Annotated in this window: 14 protein-coding genes; 3 read left to right on the plus strand and 11 right to left on the minus strand. The window is 35.3% G+C overall.

Annotated features, from left to right (window positions below; genetic code table 11):
* Nucleotides 1-182 precede the first annotated feature (182 nt).
* Nucleotides 183-3,293, plus strand: a complete 3,111-nt coding sequence (locus tag ACQY44_RS11860; RefSeq protein WP_428230559.1) for an Ig-like domain-containing protein — start codon at nucleotides 183-185, stop codon at nucleotides 3,291-3,293.
* 148 nt (nucleotides 3,294-3,441) lie between these two features.
* Here ACQY44_RS11860 and ACQY44_RS11865 read toward each other — a convergent pair whose 3' ends face one another.
* The 8 genes from ACQY44_RS11865 to ACQY44_RS11900 form a co-directional block, all read right to left on the minus strand.
* The gene (locus tag ACQY44_RS11865) at nucleotides 3,442-4,284 is read right to left on the minus strand and encodes an alpha/beta fold hydrolase (protein ID WP_428230560.1); all 843 of its coding nucleotides are present in this window, start codon (nucleotides 4,282-4,284) and stop codon (nucleotides 3,442-3,444) included.
* An 18-nt stretch (nucleotides 4,285-4,302) separates the two neighbouring features.
* The gene (locus tag ACQY44_RS11870) at nucleotides 4,303-5,310 is read right to left on the minus strand and encodes an amidohydrolase family protein (protein ID WP_428230561.1); all 1,008 of its coding nucleotides are present in this window, start codon (nucleotides 5,308-5,310) and stop codon (nucleotides 4,303-4,305) included.
* A 12-nt stretch (nucleotides 5,311-5,322) separates the two neighbouring features.
* Nucleotides 5,323-5,940 carry a hypothetical protein gene (locus tag ACQY44_RS11875; protein ID WP_428230562.1) on the minus strand — a complete coding sequence of 206 codons (618 nt, stop codon included), beginning with the start codon at nucleotides 5,938-5,940 and terminating at the stop codon, nucleotides 5,323-5,325.
* Nucleotides 5,941-6,050: 110 nt separating this feature from the next.
* Entirely contained in the window at nucleotides 6,051-6,617 is a 567-nt protein-coding gene (locus ACQY44_RS11880; protein ID WP_428230563.1) for a Crp/Fnr family transcriptional regulator, read from the minus strand.
* A 180-nt stretch (nucleotides 6,618-6,797) separates the two neighbouring features.
* Nucleotides 6,798-7,676: an aldo/keto reductase gene (locus ACQY44_RS11885; RefSeq protein ID WP_428230564.1), complete on the minus strand. Its 879-nt coding sequence runs from the start codon at nucleotides 7,674-7,676 to the stop codon at nucleotides 6,798-6,800.
* Between the two features lie 191 nt (nucleotides 7,677-7,867).
* Nucleotides 7,868-8,839 (minus strand): aldo/keto reductase, encoded by a 972-nt coding sequence (locus ACQY44_RS11890; protein WP_428230565.1) that lies wholly within the window; start codon nucleotides 8,837-8,839, stop codon nucleotides 7,868-7,870.
* A 103-nt stretch (nucleotides 8,840-8,942) separates the two neighbouring features.
* Nucleotides 8,943-9,821, minus strand: coding sequence for a helix-turn-helix domain-containing protein (locus tag ACQY44_RS11895; RefSeq protein ID WP_428230566.1), 879 nt, complete (start codon nucleotides 9,819-9,821; stop codon nucleotides 8,943-8,945).
* A gap of 59 nt (nucleotides 9,822-9,880) precedes the next feature.
* Nucleotides 9,881-10,435, minus strand: a complete 555-nt coding sequence (locus ACQY44_RS11900; protein WP_428230567.1) for a DUF5683 domain-containing protein — start codon at nucleotides 10,433-10,435, stop codon at nucleotides 9,881-9,883.
* 331 nt (nucleotides 10,436-10,766) lie between these two features.
* On the opposite strand from ACQY44_RS11900, the gene ACQY44_RS11905 reads away from it, so the two are divergent.
* Complete coding sequence (locus ACQY44_RS11905) at nucleotides 10,767-11,165, plus strand: helix-turn-helix domain-containing protein (protein ID WP_428230568.1); 399 nt, start codon at nucleotides 10,767-10,769, stop codon at nucleotides 11,163-11,165.
* A gap of 118 nt (nucleotides 11,166-11,283) precedes the next feature.
* On the opposite strand, the gene mfd is transcribed toward ACQY44_RS11905, so the two are convergent.
* Together mfd and ACQY44_RS11915 are read right to left on the minus strand one after the other, a co-directional pair.
* Nucleotides 11,284-14,649: a transcription-repair coupling factor gene (mfd, locus tag ACQY44_RS11910; RefSeq protein ID WP_428230569.1), complete on the minus strand. Its 3,366-nt coding sequence runs from the start codon at nucleotides 14,647-14,649 to the stop codon at nucleotides 11,284-11,286.
* The gene (locus ACQY44_RS11915; RefSeq protein ID WP_428230570.1) at nucleotides 14,642-15,268 is read right to left on the minus strand and encodes a hypothetical protein; all 627 of its coding nucleotides are present in this window, start codon (nucleotides 15,266-15,268) and stop codon (nucleotides 14,642-14,644) included. The genes mfd and ACQY44_RS11915 overlap by 8 nt, the downstream gene beginning before the upstream one ends.
* 422 nt (nucleotides 15,269-15,690) lie before the next feature.
* On the opposite strand from ACQY44_RS11915, the gene ACQY44_RS11920 reads away from it, so the two are divergent.
* Nucleotides 15,691-16,629 (plus strand): L-threonine 3-dehydrogenase, encoded by a 939-nt coding sequence (locus ACQY44_RS11920; RefSeq protein WP_428230571.1) that lies wholly within the window; start codon nucleotides 15,691-15,693, stop codon nucleotides 16,627-16,629.
* 74 nt (nucleotides 16,630-16,703) lie between these two features.
* Here the strand turns inward: ACQY44_RS11920 and ACQY44_RS11925 are convergent, their stop codons facing one another.
* Complete coding sequence (locus tag ACQY44_RS11925) at nucleotides 16,704-18,584, minus strand: M1 family metallopeptidase (protein ID WP_428231192.1); 1,881 nt, start codon at nucleotides 18,582-18,584, stop codon at nucleotides 16,704-16,706.
* Nucleotide 18,585: the final 1 nt, after the last annotated feature.

The following is an 18,585-nucleotide window of genomic DNA, read 5'->3' on the forward strand; positions in this document are numbered from 1 at the left end:
GCAGATTAAAATTTGTACTAATTCGTAAAATTCGTGGCAATACCTATGTCCTTTTATGGACAAAAATTAAAAATTTTACTACAAAACTATTAACCACAAAAATGTTTGTCAAATTTAAAAATAATGCGAGTGAGAATGAATTTTAGTTAGAGATGCTGACAAGCATGCAAAAAACAAAAATTATGAAAAACAAAATTACCACTAGAGTATTTCATTTCACGAAAACAATAGTCTGTTTTCTGTTATTATTTGCAAGTTCAGTTTATGCGCAGGATCCGGCTCAGTATGGCACGCCATATACAGGAGTACCGGACCCAAGAGACGCCAATATTTATCAGGTTCACATTCGGCCGCATAGTGCTTCCGGAACTTTAGCCGCAGTTACTTCTGATCTGGACCGAATTAAATCACTGGGTATCAATGTGCTTTATTTAATGCCTATTTATCCTTACGGAACTGATTCAAGAAGTACAAACTCACCTTATTGCATCAAAGATTACAAATCTGTAGGTTCTGAATACGGAACGCTTACAGACATGCGTAATCTGGTAGCTGCAGCTCATGCCAAAGGCATGGCGGTAATGCTGGATATTGCTGTAAACGGTACTTCATGGGATCACCCCTGGACCATATCTCATCCGGAATATTATCAAAGAACGGGAACCACAATCAATCAATTGGCAAACTTCTCTGATATTGCAGCATTGGATCTTAACAACACGGCACTTCGCGCTGCAATGAAAGATGCGATGCGTTATTGGATTTTTGCAGCAAATATCGATGGGTATCGTTGTGATTTTGCCAATAATCCTCCTATTGATTTCTGGACAGAAATTATCAGTAATTTAAGAGGAATCACTTCTCATAACTTATTAATGCTTGCCGAAGGAGATCGTTTACAAAATTTCCAAGCCGGATTTGATATGAATTTTGGTGATAAATGGTTTTACGACGCCTTGAAAAATGTTGCAGGCGGAGGTCCGGTTTCTACAAGATTCCAAACCACAAATGACATGGAATATACGTATGCAACCGGAAGTCAGCAAGAAGTGAGATGGACTGCCAATCATGACTCAGAAAACAACAGCGATACCGCTCCTTTTACCGTATTTAAAAGTAATGCCGGAGTAGTGGCAAATTTCTTAGTTTCGGGTTATATGAAAGGAGTTCCTTTTTTAACCAGCGGACAAGAGGTAGCTTTCAATCAGATAATTCCATGGCCTTATACGAGTGTAAAAATCAACTGGAGCAATACCGCTGCTACACCAGAATTTGCCAAGATCCTTAATTTTAGAAATAGTAGTGCCGCCATCAGACGTGGTACAATGACACCTTATGCAAGTGATGATATCTGTGCCTTTACAAAAACATTAGGAACAGAGAAAGTTATTGTAATGACCAATCTTAGAAATGCCAGCAAAACATTTGTAATTCCGGCAGCATTAGCAGGAACCTACAAAGATGCTTATACTGGTGCTAACGTAACATTGGTTTCGGGCGCCACACAATCTTTTAATGCCTTTCAATATATTGTTTTAACCAATACAAATGTAGCAACCGTTGCCGTTACAGGAGTTTCGGTTAGCCCTGCAACAGCTACTGTTGGTTTAGGATCTACTCAGCAATTAAGTGCAACTTTAGCTCCTGCAAATGCAACCAATCAAAACGTAACCTGGACTTCAAGCAATACAGCAGTAGCAACCGTAAATGCTTCAGGATTAGTTTCAGGGGTTTCAGCAGGAACAACAACGATTACTGTTAAAACAGTTGACGGAAACAAAACAGCAACTTCAGCCATAACAGTTGCAGCAATTCCGGTTGCATCAGTAAGTGTTTCGCCAACTACAGCAAGTTTGTTTTCCGGAAATACACAACAGCTTTCTGCTACAGTTGCTCCGGCAAATGCAACAAACAAAACAGTAACGTGGAGTTCTAGCAATACAGGAGTTGCCACTGTAAATTCATCTGGATTGGTTACAGCAGTTTCTGTAGGAACAGCTAATATTACCGTAACCACACAAGACGGAACTAAAACTGCAGTAGCAGTAATTACTGTAAAAGCAAATACAACTTTCACGGTTAACTTTTACAAACCTACAGCCTGGGGAACCGGAATAAAAATTTATTATTGGAGTGCTTTACCAGCGGGAGTGTTAGCTGATGCAACATGGCCGGGTGTAAACATGACAAACTCTGGAAATGGCTGGTACTCATACACTTTTACGAATGTAACATCGACAAATTTAATTTTTAATGATGGCACAAGTCAAACAGCTAACTTAAGCAGAAACAAAACAGGCTGGTATATGAACGATACCTGGTATGATACAAATCCGGGTACATCAATTACAGTAACAAGTGTAAGTCTTAGTCCAACCTCTGCAGCATTAAATGTAGGTGGTACACAACAACTTACTCCAACCGTTCTTCCTGCTAATGCAAGTAATAAATCTGTTAATTACAGTTCCAGTAATACTGCTGTAGCAACCGTAAACAACACAGGTTTGATTACTGCTGTAGCAAACGGAACAGCCACTATTACCGTAACAACAGTTGACGGAAGCAAAACAAGTACATGTGCCGTAACGGTTTCCACAGCTTCATCAGGAGGAACGTATTATACCATCAAAAACAGATGGACGGGCGCTTATTTATCAGATGCCGGAGCCAATGTGGGCTACGGAGCAACCATTGCTAACAATAATTACAAATGGCAAAAAATTGCAATAGATGCTACTTATTTTGTTCTTAAAAATGTAGCAACTGGTGAACTAATGAATATCGAAAGTCAAACCGGAAATGTTCAGGCTAATATAACCGATACCACTTTTTGGAGCGCACAATGGTCTGCCGATTATATCGATGGAATCTGGGTGAGATTAAGAAACAGATGGCAAACTGGAAATATTATTCATGTTGAAAATCAAACAGGTTCTGCACAATATGGAAATTCTCAGGATGGCTGGTTTAGTGCACAATGGCAATTGGAAGCTACAACAGTTTCAGGCTTAACGGCTAAATCTGCTGTGAATGTCGAAGAAGTTTTAACCGAAGAAAAAGTAGTGACTATTTACCCAAACCCTTCAACAGAAAATCAATTTCAGGTATCGTTGCCTGAATTAGAACCCGGAGATGTGGCTTCAATTACAGTTTCAGATATAAACGGAAAAACTGCTTTAACCCAAAAAATTTCAACTTCAGGACAAATTAATCATCATTTGGCATCAGGAATTTATATCGTAAATATTAGTTCTAAAGGTTTGAATGTGAATAAAAAACTGATCGTTAAATAGTTTTTTCGCCAAAAATTGCACGAATTAGCACGAATTAATATTGCTTAAAAGTAAGGCCGGATGAAAAATTTCATCCGGCCTTTTTGTTTTTAAAAAGTTAGCCACAGATTATAAAATCATTTCAATCCTTTTAATCTGTGGCAAAAACTTAAAGCTTACCTCTTTTTTGCAAACCTTCAAGTAAATCTTTTGCAAACTCAGCCGCATGAAGTGCATATCCTAAATGTCCTCCGGGAACATATAAAACTTCGGTTCCAAATTGTTTTGCCAGATTTGTAACTGGCCACGCCGGCATCGTATTTACAGAATCTCTTCCTACGCAAAAAAGGATTTTATCTTTGTTTTCTTCTAGTTTATTGGTATCAAAATCAGTCGAAGGATATTGTCTTAATTCGTTTTCAAACCAATAGGTTGTGTTTGGTGTTTCCGGTCCTTTTCCAGCTTTCATGAATTCTCCGTCTTGTGTTCCGGGAATTATTTCATTTACAAATTTTTCTTTGGCTGGACCTTCGCCTTCTTTTTTATAAAGATCATAAACTGCCTGATTTTGCGTTTTCCATTTGTCAAAGTCCGGAAGATATTTTAAAGCCGTTGGTTCATGAGGAACAAGTGCCTTGATAATGTCTGAATGAAGCACCATCAATTGAAGCGAAACCAAAGCTCCAGAACTGCTTGCAAATACAAAAGCTGGTTCGCTTGTAAGATGTTTTATCAAACTCGCCGCATCATTTGCATCGGTATTGATACGATGTGTATAATCTTGTTCGCCTACTAATTTAGATCCTGAGAATCCTCTACGGTCATAGGTAACTACGGTGAAGGTTTTTGACAATATTTCACGAATAGGCGTAAAGATAAAATGATCTCCGTTTGCTCCGGGAATCATTAACAAAACCGGCCCATTTCCTTTAGTTTCATAATATAATTCAGCTCCTTGTACATTAAGTATACCTGTTGTTACACCTTCAATGGGTTGTTTGCTGTTTTCCATTTCTTTTATATTTAATGATTATAATTTCAATAATTTCTCTACGTTCAAATGGCCAATTTTGGCTTTATCTTCTTCAGAAATTGGAGCATTTTTAAGGAAATCCCCTGTTTCTTTTTTTATCAAATAAGGATAATCTCCGGAGTAAATAATGTGGTCTGCGCCCATTTGTGCAATCGCAAATTGAAGTTGTACTTCTGAGAAAATTCCGCTTGGCGTGATATAAACGTGCTCTTTATAATATTCTGAGATATTTCGTTTCAAATGCGTTATTTCTTTGTACAGTGTTTCATCTAATCTTTCGAGAAAAGCAGGCACAAATTCTCCCCAGTGTCCTGAAATTAGTTTTAGATTAGGCAACTTGTCAAAAATCCCCGAAAGAATCATTCTTATAACATGAATTCCGCTGTCCATATGCCAGCCAAAACCTGCAGCCGGAAAAACTCCGTTAACTAATTTTGACCAGTTTTCATTTCTAAAATAATGATCTGCTACTCCTTTTTCAATAATTCCCGGATGCAAATAAACGGGTACATCTAGTTCAGCCGCTTTTTCGAAAATTGGAAAAAACTCAGGATCATCAAAGAATTTGCCCTGAAAAGTTCCTGCCAACAAAGCGCCTCTAAATCCCAGTTTTTTTACTGCACGTTCTAATTCAGCCGTTGCAGCAACAGGATCTGCAACTGGCAAAGCAGCAAAACCGGCAAAACGGGTTGGGTTTTGTTTTATCAAATGGGCTAATTCATCATTGGCTTCGGCACAAAGTTCAATTGCAATTTTAGGATCTGCAACTCCCTGAGGGCTTCCGCCACCGTATGAAATGACCTGCATATCGATACCGCTTTCATCCATAAATTTAATTCTGCGAGCACCAACATCTTCAATATCTTCATTTGTAGGCAAAAAATGTTTTATCAATTCCTGCATATCCTTGTTTTTTTCAGCGTCACTACTTTTTGGCTGAAATTGTTTCATTTTCTCACTTATTTTTGGTGAGCTAAAATGTTCTTCTATTGTTATAATTTTCATTTTTTCTAATTTTTAAGAATTCAACCAATTTTCAGATTCCTGATACAATTTTGAAACGGTTTCCGGTTTATCAATTCCTGGTAAATTGACATCTATAGCATAACCACTTTTGCTTAAAGCATAAGACATATTAGCATAACTTGGTCTGAATTTCGCAATTTCTTCTTTCGGAATTACAATACCATCAGCTGGAGAAACAGGTATTAAAGCATCTTTTTCATAAATTCCTTCCATAGAAATTATTGACCAAAGACCTTTTATTTTCTGAGTTTTGTATAAAAGCTTTACATCAGAGCTTAATTCTAATAAATGTCCCTGAATTTCCATTCTCATCTGGATCGTTGCCATGGTAATCGCAACGGCTTTATCATTATTCAGCCAGATTAAAGTATCAAATAATTTATGAGGTGCATAGGTTTCCATTTTGCTTGAAGCGTCTACAAAACCGTGTCCTGATCCTTTAAACCATGAAATTGTTACGGTTGAGTTTTCGGCAAAACATTTCTTCATTTCCTCCCATTGTGCATTGTCCCTGCAAAAACGTTCAAATTCTATTAATTCTTTGATATTGAATTTATCAGTTACATTTTCTAAAGTATTTCCGGATGGTTTTCTTAATAGTGTTTTCATGATCAAACCTTTTTAATTTTATAATTAATAGCATCAGTTTATTTCTGATGATTTATAGAACAAAATTAGGCTGATAGAAAAACCTGTGCATTGACAAAAGTCAAAAAGGGTTATTTGGATTTAAGTCTGCTCAATGTTTCTTGTGAAATTCCCAGATAAGTAGCTACTACTCTATTAGAAAGGCGTTGAATATAGTGAGGCTGTTCTTTTAAAAGTTTTTCGTAACGTTCTTTGGCTGATAAAGTGACTAAATCTTCGATTCTGTTGTTTTGAAAAGCAAATGCTAATTCTAACATTTTTCTGTAGAATAATGCCCAACTCGGAATTTCATCCAAAAGAATAACAAAATCTGCATGAGAGATAGACAATAATTCAGAATCTTCTAAGGCATCAATATATTCAACAGATGGTTTTTGAGTAATAAAGCTGGTGAGTGCTGTTACGGGAGAATTATCAAAAGAAATTAATCTTGTTTTTTCCTGACCTTCTTTTGTGATGTAATAAGTCCGCATGCAACCCTTTTCTAAAAAATAAAACTGAGTACAAACTTCTCCCTGAGATAAAATAATTGTATTTCGTTTTACTTTATGAGTAGTAATGCATGACATTATTCTATTCATATCCTGCTTGTTAACTTCTGCCAGTTTCGTAATAAAATCTTTAAATATATCTGTCATAAAAATCATCTGTATGTACGCATTCAACTAAAAATGCTGGTAATTGAAACCATCAACTGACCTATAAATATAATGTAAAATTTATTCTCATAAAAACACTAAAGTAAGAAAAATCTATGCTTTATTGCTAAAAAAAAGGCTTCCCATTTTATAAAATTGAAAGCCTTTTTTGAATGATAATTACTCCAGAAATTCCATATCTTCTTTAGTCAGAGAAAGATTTTTTGCTTTTATATTTTCTGAAAAATGTGCCAAAGAGGAAGTTCCCGGTATGGGTAAAATCCAAGATGATTTGTGCAACAACCAGGCAATGTTCACTTCGGTTTCAGAGACATTATATTTTTGGGCAATTTCGGCAATACGATTGTCTTTTTTACCAATAGCATGCACTAATGAAAAGTACGGAATTAACGGAATCTTATTTTGTTCACAAAGTTCTAAAACTTCTCCGCCGCCATAAGTATCTCCAAAGGCATTTTTCATAGAAGTTCGCTGAGCATGTCCGTACATGTTTTCAACTGTGGCAATATTTCCCATTTTTAATGCAGTTTCAAGATTTTCAACACTCACATTACTTACACCTACGTGCAATATTTTTCCTTCTTCCTGCATTTTAAACATGGCTTCCATACTTTCTTCAAAATTCATATGGCCATGCATTGCTCTGAAATGTACAAGAGTTACTTGTTCAATTTTTAGGGTACGCAAGTTATTTTCTATACTGGTACGTAAATTTTCCGGCGTATTATAAGGTATCCAGCTTTTGTCTGGCTTACGGGTACAACCCACTTTTGTGCAAATCACTAAATCATCCGGATATGGATATAATGCCTCAGAGATTAATCTGTTCGTAACATCTTCACCATAATAATCTGCAGTATCAAAGAAATTAACGCCTGATGCGACTGCATGTTTAAGAATTTCTAATGCTTCGGGTCTGTTTTTAGGTTCGCCATAAATTCCTTCGCCGGTTAAACGCATAGTGCCATAACCTAAACGGTTTACTAAAAGAGGATTTTTGCTATTTGAACCTATAGTTATTGTTTTTGCTGTATTCATAAGATGTTTGTTAGTTGTTATATTGTGCTGTTTTGGAACTATAAATTTAGAAATTTTTTAGCGTTGCGATGATCAACATTAAAGTTATCATGGCATATTCTATATTTATACATTTTCTTACTTCACTTGTTATGGAATAAACCCTTATCTATTTTTGGAGTTTTCTAGTTGTTTACATTTGTGGTGAAAAATTATGAAGCAACTACTTTTAATAAAGCATCAGGATAACGTTCGCCTTTAAAAGCACCACTATTAAAAGTGTCATTTAAAATTTTGTTTTCTTCAGAAGTTAACTGGATAGATTCTACAAGATTTATATTTTCGTCTACCCGTTTTGCGCTGCTCATTCCAACAATCGGAATAATATCATCCCCTTGATGTAATGCCCATGCAAGTGCTAATTCTCCGGCTGTAACTCCTTTTTGAGAAGCTATATCTTTTAGTTTTTCTACTAACTTAAGATTGTATTCAAGGTTTTCGCCCTGAAATCTGGGAAACATATTTTTATAATCTTCTTTTGGAAGCGGACCCGATAAATTACCGGTCAATAATCCATAACTTAAAACAGAATACGGAATAAGACTTGCTCCTATTTTGCGAACTTCTGGCAATATTTCTTTTTCGATAAAACGGGTTGCCAATGAATATTCAATTTCTACGGCAGTGACAGGATGAATGGCATTCGCTCTTCTAATCTGATCTGCATTGACTTCTGAAAGGCCTAAACAACGTACTTTTCCTTCCTGAATTAAATCTTTTATAGCACCAACAGATTCTTCAATGGGAACATTAGGATCGACTCTTGCAATTTGATAAAGATCAATTTCGTTAACTCCAAGTCGGGTTAGGGAATAAGCACAAAAATTTTTAATAGCATTTGGTCTTCCGTCAAATCCCAGGAAATGCCCTTGGTGATTTCTCAATGCTCCGGTTTTAACACTGATAAAAGCTTTTTCGCGACGATTTTTGATGGCTTCTCCGATGATTAATTCGTTCATTCCCATTCCGTAAAAATCAGCCGTATTGATGAAATTAATTCCAGAATCTATAGCATATTGAAGCGTTTCTATAGTTTGTTGTTTGCTTTTTTCGCCCACTTCTCTTGTACCAATTGCAATAGGTGAAATATCAATTCCTGAATTGCCTAATTTTCTCATTTTCATAATTCTTCGATTTAAATTAATTTAATAAAACAAAGGTATTGCTCACAAAGCAGCGAAAGAAGGTCTGAATAGCGGGTAAAATGCTCTAAATGTCGTTTTTTTATTAAGACAATCCCTTTCTATATTCCAAAGGACTTATTCCGGTATTGCGCTTAAAAAATTTACCGAAAAATGAGGCTGTGGCAAAGTTTAAATATAGTAAAATTTCTGAAATGTTTAAAGATTTAGTCTGAAGCAAAACCTTAGCTTCAAGGCAAACAATATCATTAATAAACTCACTTACAGTTTTTCCCGTTTCTTCTTTTACAACTTGAGAAAGATGTTTGGGAGTAATAAAAAGTTTTTCTGCATAGAAATGAACTTCACGATGTTGGGTAAAGTTTTCAGCTAATAACTCTTTAAATTTTTCTGTAAGATAATAAGACCTTGAATAGGTATTATTATCTTTTTTGGTCTTTATATCGTATAATCCTTCAATTTCTAAAAGTAAAGCTCTCAATAAAGCCTGAATGCTTTCTAATTTATTGGGTAAATCAGAATTTTTCTTTTGTTCTATTTGATATAATAAGGCTTGAATAATCGTCAGATCTTCCGTATTTAAAGCAATAGCGTGTTGTCCGTTTCTTTTGTAGAAAGAAAATTTCTTTAAAAATAAAGTGTCAATCAATCCCGAAACCACAAAATCTTCTGTAAAAAAAAGGCTCTTTGTTTCAATTGCACCATTATTAAGAATCCAATTTCGGACTTCATCAGGCGCCACCATAACAACAGAAGGAGCTTTGAGCTGATACGTCTCCAGTCCAACCATAAATTCAGCTTCTCCTTTTAAGACAAGTCCAAGGCTGTACATTTCAGAACGATGGGGTTCAAAATGACGATGGGGCGTAATTTCCTGGGGCTTAAAAACGAAATCTTTAAACTCTAAGTCCAGACCGAATTTTTCAGTAATATCGACTATACCAATTTTTTTGATTTCCTTCATTGTAGCTTTGTTTTAGAAATAATGCTAAAACTGGTTCTAAAGTTACAAAAGTAAACACGTTAAAAAGAGTATGTACAAGCAAATCCAAAACCGGATTGCATATTTTCATTGCTGAAATTAACAGACGGTTTAAAAGCTAATTTCTCACTAACGTTAAATTGTGACAAAGCTGCATCAATATTAGCATCAATAATATTTAGAACATAAAAACCAACAATAAACAAAGCGGATAAATCTCTGTTTCTTTGAAACTGTTTTTGCGCAGAAATTAACTGACTTTCGCTTAAGTTCGCCAAATAATCAGAACCACTAGCGCTTCCTGCCAGTCTGCTTTTATATTCGTTTCTATAAATATTGTAGTTTTTCTGACTGTCGATATAAAAATAAGTACTTGTTCCGATTGCACCATACACCAAAGGAAGTTTCCAATATTTTTTATTATAAATCTGTCCTAAACCAGGAAAAATAGCCGAATAAAAAGCTGCTTTTGCAGGTCGTAAAGGGTCGATTTCTTCTGATTTCAAAGTATCGTTCAAAACGATTTGCTTCTTTTCCTGCGCAAACGTTGAGGTTAATCCAAAAAATAAAAACAGAAGAATAAATTGATATTGCATAGGGAAGTTTGCTTTAAAATTTCTTTCAAAGAAAACTTTTTAGTTCTAAGGATTTTCTTAACTAAAAGATAAATAAAACTTAAGATTTAGATTCATTTTTTGCCACGAATTTGTTTCGCCTGTTCGCTATCGCTCGGGTCAGAAATGAGCATGAATTATATTTAACTAATTCCCTTATTTAAATAGTAGTCGTTTGAAAAGTGTATTTTTGTTCAATAAATTTTTGGAAGGAATTAAAAACATTTCTACATTGTACAATGTATCTTACAAAAAACAAGCTGTTTTTTACTGAAATCAATTTTTATTTTGACAATTTTAATACCTTTGGCTTATGAGCACAACAACAAAACCAAATCATATAGGGAGAAATATCAGTCGTATTCGTGAACTGAAAGACATGAAGCAGGAAGCACTCGCTCAAGCTTTAGAAACTAATCAACAGGCAATATCTTCCATGGAAAATAGTGAAACTATAGATGAAGAAAAACTGAAACAAGTTGCAAAAGCACTTGGCATAAGTGTGGAAGCAATTAAGAATTTTTCAGAAGAAAGTGTTTTTAATTATTTTAATACTTTTAATGACAATAGTCAGGGAACTATAGGAAATCATGATGGAAATTATCATTGTACTTTCAATCCTCTTGACAAAGTAGTAGAACTTTACGAACGTTTGGTTCAGGCAGAAAAAGATAAAACCGAATATTTAGAGAAATTATATAAAGGGAAATAAAACCTTTTATCTTAATGTTTTTCGCCATGAATTACACGAATGAGCACGAATTAAAATTTGTGAAAATTCGTGACCTGAGCGATAGCGAACAGGCGAAGCAAATTCGTGGCAAAGTTTTTTATTCCCCTAACATTTCCATCAATTCCAAAGCGCGTTTGGTCGATTTTACATTCTCAAAAGTCAGTAAAAGTCGTAATCCGTTTGGCGTTTGTTTTTCTTTCATTGTACAAAGATTGCTGTATTTTTGCACAAATTGCAACACTTTTCTAAACTTAGAAGATTGATAATAATCTGATTGTTGATCTGAAACGAAATAACCAATCATTTTGCCTTTTTTCATTACCAGTTTCTCAATACCTATATTGGTCGCAATCCATTTAATGCGAATACTGTTCATCAACGCATTGGCACGCGGAGGCATTGGCCCAAAACGGTCAATTAATTTGTTTTGAAAAATAACCAGTTCTTCTTCATTTTTCACGCCACCCAACTCATTATATAAACTCAAACGTTCCGTAACATTATTGATATATTCATCAGAAAACAGCAATTCAAAATCGGTATCGATTTGTAAATCTTTTACGTATTCTTTGGTTTCAATATCGTTTTCTGCCGGATATAAATCTTTGAATTCGTTTTCTTTTAATTCCTCGATGGCTTCGTTCATGATTTTTTGGTAGGTATCAAAACCAATCTCGTTGATGAAACCGCTTTGTTCTCCACCCAATAAATCACCTGCACCACGAATTTCAAGATCTTTCATCGCGATGTTAAAACCGCTTCCTAATTCGCTAAATTGTTCCAACGCCTGAATACGTTTTCTGGCGTCTTCGGTCATGGAAGAATACGGCGGACAAATAAAATAACAGAATGCTTTTTTATTGCTTCGACCAACTCGCCCACGCATTTGATGCAAATCTGATAATCCAAAATTATTGGCATTGTTGATGAAAATCGTATTGGCATTTGGTACATCCAAACCGCTTTCGATGATCGTTGTAGCAACCAAAACATCAAAATCTCCGTTCATAAAACCTAACATCAATTCTTCTAGTTTGGCACCTTCCATTTGTCCGTGACCAATTCCGACTCTGGCATTTGGAACCAAACGCTGAATCATTCCGGCCACTTCTTTTATGTTTTCGATTCTATTATTGATGAAGAAAACTTGTCCGTTTCGCTGAATTTCATACGAAATCGCATCACGAATTACCTCTTCATTAAACCCAACTACATTTGTTTCTATAGGATATCGGTTTGGCGGAGGCGTTGTAATTACCGATAAATCTCGCGCCGCCATTAACGAAAACTGAAGCGTTCTCGGAATTGGCGTTGCCGTTAATGTCAGCGTATCGACATTTGCAGCAATCGTTTTTAGTTTGTCTTTTACGTTTACTCCAAACTTTTGTTCCTCATCGACAATCAATAAACCCAAATCTTTAAAAACTACATTTTTGTTAACCAATTGATGCGTTCCAATGACAATATCAAGTTTTCCTTCGGCTAAATCTTTTAAAGTTTGCGCTTTTTGTTTCGCAGTTCTGAATCTGTTTAAATAGCCAATAGAAACCGGCATATCTTTTAATCTTTCTGTAAAAGTTCTGTAATGTTGGTACGCCAGAATAGTTGTTGGAACCAAAATCGCGACTTGTTTGCTATTGTCAACGGCTTTGAAAGCAGCACGAATGGCAACTTCTGTTTTTCCGAAACCTACGTCTCCACAAACCAAACGATCCATCGGGCGATCGCTTTCCATGTCGGCTTTTACTTCTTGTGTCGATTTGGTTTGATCCGGAGTGTCTTCGTATATAAATGAACTTTCTAATTCGTTTTGCAAATAACTGTCCGGTGCAAACTGAAATCCTTTTTCCAATCGTCGTTTTGCATACAACTGAATTAGGTTGAACGCAATATGTTTGACGCGCGCTTTGGTTTTTTGTTTTAAAATTTTCCAGGCGTTCGATCCTAATTTATAGATTTTCGGCGGTGTTCCGTCTTTTCCGTTGTATTTGGAGATTTTATGAAGCGAGTGAATGCTTACATATACAATATCATTATCGGCATAAACCAGTTTTATGGCTTCCTGCGTTTTGCCTTCGACCTGAATTTTCTGCAATCCGCCAAACTTCCCGATTCCGTGATCGATGTGCGTTACATAATCACCAACCGAAAGTGCGGTTAATTCTTTAAGCGTAATATTCTGCTTTTTTGAATAGCCATTTTTAATGTTGAATTTATGGTAACGTTCAAAAATCTGGTGATCTGTATAGGCCGTAATCTGATTTTCTTCGTCAATAAATCCCTGGTACAAAGGCAATACAATAGTATGATATTGTTTCCTGATATTTTCTGAATTGGCTTCATCTAAACTTTCGAAAATATCATGAAAACGTTTGGCCTGCGTTTCATTTGAGCAGAACAAATAATTCTTATAGCCATTGAAATGATTCTCACTCAGATTATTCAATAACAAATCGAATTGTTTGTTGAAAGAAGGTTGTGGCTGAATATGAAAATCGAAATTTTTTGTAGTTTTAAAAATGGGCTTTGACGCCAATTCGACTACCGAAAAATCTAAGGCGCGTTTGATAAACGAAGCCTGATTTAAAAATAATTGTTCCGGTTCTGCGTGTTTGATTTCTTTTGAAAGCTTTTCGAATGCTTCTTCGGCTCTGCCAAATTGTTTGTCTAACTGACTAAAAAGTCCATCTGTATTTTGAATAAAAAGGACTGTTTTCTCGGAAATATAATCTAAGAAACTTTCGCGGTTTTCCTGAAATATCTTATTTTCGACATTTGGGATAATGGTGATTTTTTTATGTGTTTCGACAGATAATTGTGTCTCGACATCAAAACTTCTGATGCTGTCTACTTCGTTACCAAAAAACTCGATTCTATAAGGATGATCGTTTGAAAAAGAGAACACATCGACAATTCCTCCACGAACCGAAAATTCTCCCGGTTCTGTAATAAAATCAACTCTTTTGAACTCGTACTCGAACAAAACTTCATTGATAAAATCGATCGAAATTTTATCGTTCAGGGCAACTTTTAAAGTATTCTTGTCTAATTGTTGTCGCGTAACCACTTTCTCAAAAAGCGCTTCCGGATACGTAACAATTATAGCCGGTTTTTTTCTGGAATTGATTCGGTTTAACACCTCAGCACGAAGCAAAACATTCGCATTATCGGTTTCATCAACCTGATAAGGACGTCGAAATGATGCCGGATAAAACAAAACATCCAGCTCCCCGATCATTTGTTCGAGATCGTTTAAATAATACGCAGCTTCTTCTTTATTGTCTAAAACAACCAGAAAAGGTAACTCGGTTTTTTTGAAAACAGCGCGTACAACAAATGAAACTGCAGATCCTAACAACCCGTTAAGATGCATTTTTATTTGATTCTGCTCTAGTAATTGTCCGGCAATCTGCTGATTTTTTGGCAGATTATCATACATAGTATATAAGGCGTTCTTACTCAACTTTTGGTATTTTTTGATCTATATTTTGTGCCTGAATTGGAACTGAACCTGAATTCGGAATTGCACGTGTTGTATCTAACATTTTTAGGAAATCCTCTTCTCCCTGCTCTTTCGGAATCTTACTTTTTACAATAATATTATCCATTTGCCTTTCCAGAGAAACTAACTCTTTGTTAATATCTCCCACTAAAAATGTTACTTTTTCAGCTGGAATCTGATTTAAATGAATAAACAAATCCATCATTTTGACTTTAGTGATCAAAACAGAAATCCGGCTTTTTATTGCAGGGATGTTAAACTCTACAGGAATATTGTCGTTTAAAGCCATTGCTTTTTTCGAAATTGCAGTTGACTTTTTTTGGAATGCTCCTATTGATTTCCTGGGTTTATCTGAGATTTCTTTTAAGAATTCGCGCCATTCATTCCATGAGCTTATCTTTTGTTCTGAAATTTCATTAATGGGTTCGTCGATAAATACCCAGCCTTTATTGATCGTATTAAAAATAACTTCCTTCTTTTTAGCTTCTTTTTCATTTTCAGCACGGCGTTTTTCATCTTCATTTTGACATGAATTCAACACAAAAACAAAAAGCAGAAAAAGAGATATTTTATATTTCATTTGGTAAAACATTAAGCTACAAAGTTACAAAGTAAATTTACAATTACGAATGCTGTTTTCTGCTAAAGATTCTATAAATCATGGTTGTTTTTTTGGCTGGAAAATTTAATCACAAAGAGCACTAAGATTTTTAAATTAAGAAGTTTTATAAAAACACAAAGTTTGCAAAGCTTTGTGTTGAACCAGCTTTGCAAACTTTATGTTTTCTAAATTTAATGCAAGATAAAATCTTTACGCCCTTGCGAAATTATTTCAGCCCAATAAAAAAACCTTAGTGCTCTTTGCGGTTAAAATAATTAAACGCCCCAACAGAGAATAATCCAAAAAACAAACTTTATCATTGTTAAATTTATAATTTGTTATTATGAAAAGTAAAAATATTTGCGAAAACGTTATATTTGTATCTCTAAAAAACATCAAAAATGAATCCAAAAATATTGATCATTGGCGCTTGCGGGCAGATTGGGACAGAACTGACTCAAAAACTGCGTAAACTATACGGAACAGACAATGTAATTGCTTCTGATATCCGAAAATTAAATACTGACGTTGTTAATTCAGGTCCGTTTGAAGTGGTCAATGCTTTAGATTTTAATCAAATTGAACATCTTGTTGAAGTACATCAAATTACTGATATTTATTTAATGGCGGCACTTTTATCGGCTACAGCCGAAAAAAACCCTGCATTTGCCTGGGATCTGAATATGAATTCTTTATTTCACGTTTTGAATTTAGCAAAAGCCAAAAAGATCAAAAAGATATTCTGGCCATCCAGTATTGCTGTTTTTGGACCAACAACTCCAAAAGAAAATACACCACAATATACCGTTATGGAACCTTCGACTGTTTACGGAATTAGTAAACAAGCCGGAGAAAGATGGTGCGAATACTACCACAATATTTATGGTGTTGATGTTAGAAGCATCCGTTATCCTGGTTTAATAAGCTGGTCTACTCCTCCTGGTGGCGGAACTACGGACTATGCTGTTGATATTTTCTATAAGGCTATTGCGGATAAAAAATATGAGTGCTTTTTATCGTCTGAAACAAAAATGCCAATGATGTACATGGATGATGCAATTGATGCCACCATCAACATTATGAAAGCTCCGGCTGAAAAAATCAAAATACATTCTTCATACAATCTAGCAGCGATGAGCTTTACGCCAACTGAAATTGCCAATGAAATCAAAAAACATATTCCTGAATTCACCATTACTTATGAACCTGATTTCCGTCAGAAAATTGCGGACAGCTGGCCTGCCAGTATTGATGATACTCAGGCAAGAGAAGATTGGGACTGGAAACATACTTTTGATCTTGAATCGATGACAAAAGATATGATTGAGCATTTGAGTTAAATATCAAATAAAGAAATAAAAAAAGCCTCGTTTAAATATAAACGAGGCTTTTTTTATGCTTTTTTAAGCGAAGATTATTTCACTTCATAAACATTATTTGCAGCTTTTACATCTGCCATTAATCCGCTTGGATCTATGGTAATTTTTTTGATCGCTGATTTATTTTTGTCTATCGTAAAACTGTAGTTGGATTGTGCCCAGGCCCAATCCTCCAGAACTGTTCTTTTTACGTTCGGGTTTGGATTTGGTTTTATGAAATTCATCATTCTTAACGGAATATAGAAACTCTCTGAAGTCCCGTCTGTATATTCAACCGTTAAATCAATTGGCATTGGCATTCTGCCGATTCTTTCTAAACTAACAGTAGTTTTTCCTGCATTATCAGCTACGTCTTTAATGCCGTAATCAATTGTATTGGTAGTTTCTGTCCAATCGATTAAATACCAGTCTAACTCCGCTCCTGAAACTCTTTCAGCTGTTCTTTTGATATCGTTTGGCGTTGGATGTTTGAATTTGAAATCGTTAAAATATCTTTTTAGAGTAGCATCTACATTTTCTTTTCCAATTACATATTCTAACTGCGACAAAAAGATACTTCCTTTTACATAAGCTGAAATACTGTAAGGTCTGTTTTCGTCGTAACGGTCACCATGAGTTCCTTGCGGTTGCTCTTTTCCTGAATTGACTAATTGATAATAAGCTGCATAATTTCCTTTAAACGGATTTACTTCTTTTTTATCTCCTTTTAATTCATTCAATGCGCTGTCTTCGATATAGGTTGTGAAACCTTCATCCATCCAGGGATGTTTTGATTCATTTGAAGCTAAAATATGCTGAAACCACGAATGTCCTAATTCATGCGTTGCCGTTCCAAGAATTCCCTGAAGGGTTCCGTTTCCTAACATTAGTGTACACATTGCATACTCCATTCCGCCGTCTCCACCCTGAATAAAGGAGTACTGCTTGTATGGATAAGCTCCTACTCTATTGTTGTAATAATCCATTACTTTGACCATTAACGGCTCTAATTGTTTCCAATTTTCAGTGGTCTTTGGATTGTTTTTATAGAAGAAATGCAAATCAACATCATTGGGTCCTTTTACAATATCGTGCGTATATTCTTTGTCAGCAGCCCAGGTAAAATCGTGAACATTTGGCGCGATAAAGTGCCATGTCAATGTTTTTGCTTTCTTTGGATAAGTCACTGTTACGCCGGCATCTTCATACCCGTGACCAATTTCGTTTTTGTCTTGTAAATATCCTGAGCCACCAATGGTGTAATCTTTATCGATTGTGATTTTTACATCAAAATTACCCCAAACGCCGTGAAATTCTCTTGCGATATAAGGATCTGCGTGCCAGCCTTCAAAATCAAATTCAGCTAATTTAGGATACCATTGTGACATTGATAATTCTACTCCTTCAGAATTATTGCGTCCTGAACGACGAATCTGAACCGGAACTTGTCCGTCGAAATCTAAAGTAAAAGTAGTTTTGGAATTTGGTAAAATTGGTTTTGCCAAAGTTACTTCCAGGATCGTTCCTGAAACTCTTGTTTGAGCCGTTACACCGTCTTGTTTTAGATTATTGATTTTTAAAAATCCTATTTCGTTAGGCTTTAACGTTTCAATTCGGCTTTGTTTTACCTCTTTTCCATCGGCACCTTTTATTTTGGTTACCATTCTTCCGTCAGGATCTTTTATAGAATGCAAACGCGCATCCATTTCACTTCCCGGCTGAAAAGCATTTGGAAATAAATGATAAAATACTTTTTTTAAAGTATCGGGAGAATTGTTAGTATACACCAATTCTTGTTTTCCTTTGTATTGGTAGTTTTTTACATCCATGGAAACTTCCATTTTGTAATCAACGTGTTGTTGCCAATATGGAGCGTTTTGTGCAAATGCTGAGTTTAAACCCAGACTCAAAAAGGAAAGTAGTAAAATTTTTCGCATC

The organism is Flavobacterium sp. (assembly GCF_965277525.1).
GTDB lineage: Bacteria > Bacteroidota > Bacteroidia > Flavobacteriales > Flavobacteriaceae > Flavobacterium.

Coding starts and splice junctions, on each gene's coding strand:
- ACQY44_RS11925 (WP_428231192.1), bottom strand. CDS start 18,584: ATGCGAAAAATTTTACTACTTTCCTTTTTGAGTCTGGGTTTAAACTCA.
- ACQY44_RS11860 (WP_428230559.1), top strand. CDS start 183: ATGAAAAACAAAATTACCACTAGAGTATTTCATTTCACGAAAACAATA.
- ACQY44_RS11875 (WP_428230562.1), bottom strand. CDS start 5,940: ATGAAAACACTATTAAGAAAACCATCCGGAAATACTTTAGAAAATGTA.
- ACQY44_RS11890 (WP_428230565.1), bottom strand. CDS start 8,839: ATGAAAATGAGAAAATTAGGCAATTCAGGAATTGATATTTCACCTATT.
- ACQY44_RS11900 (WP_428230567.1), bottom strand. CDS start 10,435: ATGCAATATCAATTTATTCTTCTGTTTTTATTTTTTGGATTAACCTCA.
- ACQY44_RS11885 (WP_428230564.1), bottom strand. CDS start 7,676: ATGAATACAGCAAAAACAATAACTATAGGTTCAAATAGCAAAAATCCT.
- ACQY44_RS11905 (WP_428230568.1), top strand. CDS start 10,767: ATGAGCACAACAACAAAACCAAATCATATAGGGAGAAATATCAGTCGT.
- ACQY44_RS11870 (WP_428230561.1), bottom strand. CDS start 5,310: ATGAAAATTATAACAATAGAAGAACATTTTAGCTCACCAAAAATAAGT.
- ACQY44_RS11915 (WP_428230570.1), bottom strand. CDS start 15,268: ATGAAATATAAAATATCTCTTTTTCTGCTTTTTGTTTTTGTGTTGAAT.
- ACQY44_RS11920 (WP_428230571.1), top strand. CDS start 15,691: ATGAATCCAAAAATATTGATCATTGGCGCTTGCGGGCAGATTGGGACA.
- ACQY44_RS11895 (WP_428230566.1), bottom strand. CDS start 9,821: ATGAAGGAAATCAAAAAAATTGGTATAGTCGATATTACTGAAAAATTC.
- ACQY44_RS11880 (WP_428230563.1), bottom strand. CDS start 6,617: ATGACAGATATATTTAAAGATTTTATTACGAAACTGGCAGAAGTTAAC.
- ACQY44_RS11865 (WP_428230560.1), bottom strand. CDS start 4,284: ATGGAAAACAGCAAACAACCCATTGAAGGTGTAACAACAGGTATACTT.